The following is a 2,936-nucleotide window of genomic DNA, read 5'->3' as shown; positions in this document are numbered from 1 at the left end:
GTTGGGGGGCAGTGCGCAGCGCCATCGGTCGTATGCCAGGCTGGCGCCATGATCGTGGCGTTCAGTGTGAGCCCGTCCGGCGGTGACGAGTCCGGCGGTGTCAGTGCTGCCGTGGCCGAAGCGGTACGGGTGGTGCGGGAGTCCGGCCTACCCAACGAGACCAACGCGATGTTCACCAACATCGAGGGCGAATGGGACGACGTCATGGCGGTGGTGAAGCGCGCCGTCGAGGCCGTTGCCGCGGCGGCACCGCGAGTGAGCCTGGTGCTCAAGGCCGACATCCGGCCTGGGTTCACCGGTCAGTTGACCGCGAAGGTGGAGCGCATCGAGCAGGCGCTCGACTCCTAGGCGTGATGTCCTAGCAGCCCAGGCTCACACCGGAAGCGCCGATCGGCGTTTCAGGACGGCGGTAGCTGTCCCGTCGCCTGAAAGACCACCCGCCGCCCGATCTCCACGGCGTGGTCTGCGAACCGCTCGTAGAACCTGCCCAGCAGGGTGATGTCCACGGCGGCGGCGACGCCGTGGGGCCAGTCCTTGTCCATCAGGACGGTGAACAGGTGTCGGTGGATTTCGTCCATGACCTGGTCATCGCGACTGATCTGGGCGGCTTGGTCGCGATCGAGGGACAGCACGACTTCCCTGGCGCTATTGCCGAGATCGACGGCGATGCGACCCATCTCGGCGAAGTAACCGTTGACTTCCTCCGGCAAGGCGGGAACGGGGTGTCGGCGGCGGGCGATCTTGGCGACGTGCAGGGCCAGACCGCCCATCCGCTCGGCATCGGCCACGTTCTGCATCGAACCGACGACGATGCGCAGGTCGCCCGCCACCGGAGCCTGCAGGGCCAGCAGGCCGAACGACGCCGCCTCCGCTTCGGCCTGCATCCGCGTCAGGCTGTCGTGATCGGTGATCACCTGCTCGGCCACGACCAAGTCCGCTTGCAGCAGTGCCTGGGTGGCTCGCTCCATGGCAAGCCCAGCCAGGCCGCACATACTGCTGAGGGTTTCGATCAGCGAGTCGAGCTGCTCGTGGAAGACGGTACGCATGGGCCCGACAATAAGGCGCAGACACCCCACCGCAACATGGACCCCTGAACGCGTCGTGAACAGGTTCGTTCCAACAGGTGAACCGCTGGGCGTGCGTGGTGTGGACCGGACAAGCTATCGCACCAGAGAGTCCGATTCGAGGGGAATCATGACGCTGTCTGACGTGCCCGACCGGCTCGCCGTTGGCTGGCGCACGGACCATGCCCGGGGGTGGTCGGGCTAGTGGCACGGTGCAATGAGTAAGAGTGGGTCCTCACCCGACGCCGAACCGGCCCAGGTGACGCCGTTGACTCAGCCCGCCGAGCGGGTCCAAGCTTCGCTCTTCATCACACTGCTGCGCGGCGAGGTCGCCGCGATGCGCAAGAAGGTCGCGAAGGCCGAAGCCCACTGGCGAGCGCGTTGCGAAGCGGCAGGCGACGTCGATCCGCCGGAACGGCTCGTCGTGGTCCAAGGGCGCATCGCGGAAGCAGTCAGGATGCTGGACGCACTCAAGACCCGCTTCGGCTAGCCGTCGCGCGCGGCCGCTCAGGCCTTGCCGAGCGTCACGTGGGCGGTCTGGGACGCACCGGAAGCGTCGAGGTAGGTCACTGCGACGCTGTCGCCCGGCGCCTTCGATCGGATGGCCGCCACTAACGCCTCCGGTCCGTCGATGATCTGGTCGTCGACCTTGGTGATCACCGCACCGTTGGGTACACCGGCTGCGGCGGCGGGACCTTCCGCCACGACCTGGGCGATCGCAGCGCCGGTATCGCTGCTGTTGCCGTCGTCGGCCATTTGCACGCCCAACGAACCATGGGTGGCCGTCCCAGTGGAGATGAGTTGGTCGGCGATCCGCTTCGCCTGATCAGACGGAATGGCGAAGCCCAGCCCTATCGAACCCGACTGGCCGCCACTAGAACCGGCCTCCGATGCACTCATGCTCGCAATCGCTGAATTGACTCCGATGAGCTCGCCCTTCATGTTCACCAACGCGCCGCCGGAATTGCCTGGATTGATGGCCGCGTCGGTCTGCAGTGCGTCGAGCACCGAGACGTCGCTCCCCGGCCCGTCTCCCGCGGCTACCGGGCGGTTGAGAGCACTGACGATGCCGGCGGTCACCGTGCCTTGCAGTCCGAGCGGGGATCCGATCGCGACGACGGGTTCGCCGACCGTCACGTCCTTGGACGAGCCGATCGCAATCGGCGTCAGACCCGAAACACCTTCGGCGCGAACGACGGCCAGGTCACCCGTTGGGTCGGTGCCGACGACGGTGAAGGGCACCGTTCGGCCATCGGAGAACGTCACGCTCTTGGTGGTGTCACTCGCCCCAAGGGCAGCTGGCTGTGCGCCGCTGTCCCCGTCTGTCGATGCGGCCGCCACGACGTGGTTGTTGGTCAGGATGAGGCCGTCTGGGCTCAAGACGATGCCGGATCCCTCGCCCCCGTGATCTCCGGTCTCGACGGTCAACTTGACGACGCTCGGCATCACCTTGGCCGCGACCTGCTCGACCGATCCCGCAGGGACCGTGGCGACCGGCTGAGTGACGGATGGCCGTGCCGCGGTCGATTGCGTCGCGGCAGGAATGGGTTCACGTGCCTGCTGAACGGTCACTGCCGTGAGAGCTCCGACTCCCCCGCTGACGGCGGTGAGGGCGGCGGCCGCGATGATCAGGGCGCCGCGGTGACCCCGCTTGTTGTCACGGAGAGGCAATGGCGCTGCGCCGTAGCGGTTTGCCGTCTCGCCAGCGTCGGTACGTATCGGGGCCGTGTCGGTGTTGGGGTCGTGCCAGCCGTACGAACTGTGGGAACCACTGTCATACGGCGCGCCGGGGTAATGCTGTCCGGCAGCGAAATTGGTCGGTGATGGGTCTTGCGGCCCAGTGGCGGGGTGTTGCGGAGGCGTGGTCACGCG

General features: G+C 67.1%; 4 protein-coding genes. 2 read left to right on the top strand and 2 right to left on the bottom strand.

The window, feature by feature from the left end; all coding sequences use genetic code 11:
- The first annotated feature begins 48 nt into the window (after positions 1-48).
- A complete protein-coding gene (locus tag ABW137_RS10035; RefSeq protein WP_526399404.1) occupies positions 49-348 on the top strand; it encodes an MTH1187 family thiamine-binding protein in 300 nt (99 codons plus the stop codon).
- A gap of 50 nt (positions 349-398) precedes the next feature.
- On the opposite strand, the gene phoU is transcribed toward ABW137_RS10035, so the two are convergent.
- Complete coding sequence (gene phoU / locus ABW137_RS10030) at positions 399-1,046, bottom strand: phosphate signaling complex protein PhoU (RefSeq protein ID WP_526399400.1); 648 nt, start codon at positions 1,044-1,046, stop codon at positions 399-401.
- Between the two features lie 235 nt (positions 1,047-1,281).
- On the opposite strand from phoU, the gene ABW137_RS10025 reads away from it, so the two are divergent.
- Positions 1,282-1,554 carry a hypothetical protein gene (locus ABW137_RS10025; protein ID WP_526399398.1) on the top strand — a complete coding sequence of 91 codons (273 nt, stop codon included), beginning with the start codon at positions 1,282-1,284 and terminating at the stop codon, positions 1,552-1,554.
- A 17-nt stretch (positions 1,555-1,571) separates the two neighbouring features.
- Here ABW137_RS10025 and ABW137_RS10020 read toward each other — a convergent pair whose 3' ends face one another.
- Positions 1,572-2,933: a S1C family serine protease gene (locus ABW137_RS10020; protein ID WP_526399402.1), complete on the bottom strand. Its 1,362-nt coding sequence runs from the start codon at positions 2,931-2,933 to the stop codon at positions 1,572-1,574.
- Between the last annotated feature and the right edge of the window lie 3 nt (positions 2,934-2,936).

It is taken from the genome of Mycobacterium sp. (assembly GCF_040509115.1).
In the GTDB taxonomy this organism is placed as follows: Bacteria; Actinomycetota; Actinomycetes; order Mycobacteriales; family Mycobacteriaceae; genus Mycobacterium.
Note: the sequence above shows the minus strand (reverse complement) of the source record. Positions and strands in the feature narration are given on the sequence as shown.

Excerpts from the sequence above, each read along its gene's own strand:
- ABW137_RS10035 (WP_526399404.1), top strand. The coding sequence starts at position 49 with ATGATCGTGGCGTTCAGTGTGAGCCCGTCCGGCGGTGACGAGTCCGGC.
- phoU (WP_526399400.1), bottom strand. The coding sequence starts at position 1,046 with ATGCGTACCGTCTTCCACGAGCAGCTCGACTCGCTGATCGAAACCCTC.
- ABW137_RS10025 (WP_526399398.1), top strand. The coding sequence starts at position 1,282 with ATGAGTAAGAGTGGGTCCTCACCCGACGCCGAACCGGCCCAGGTGACG.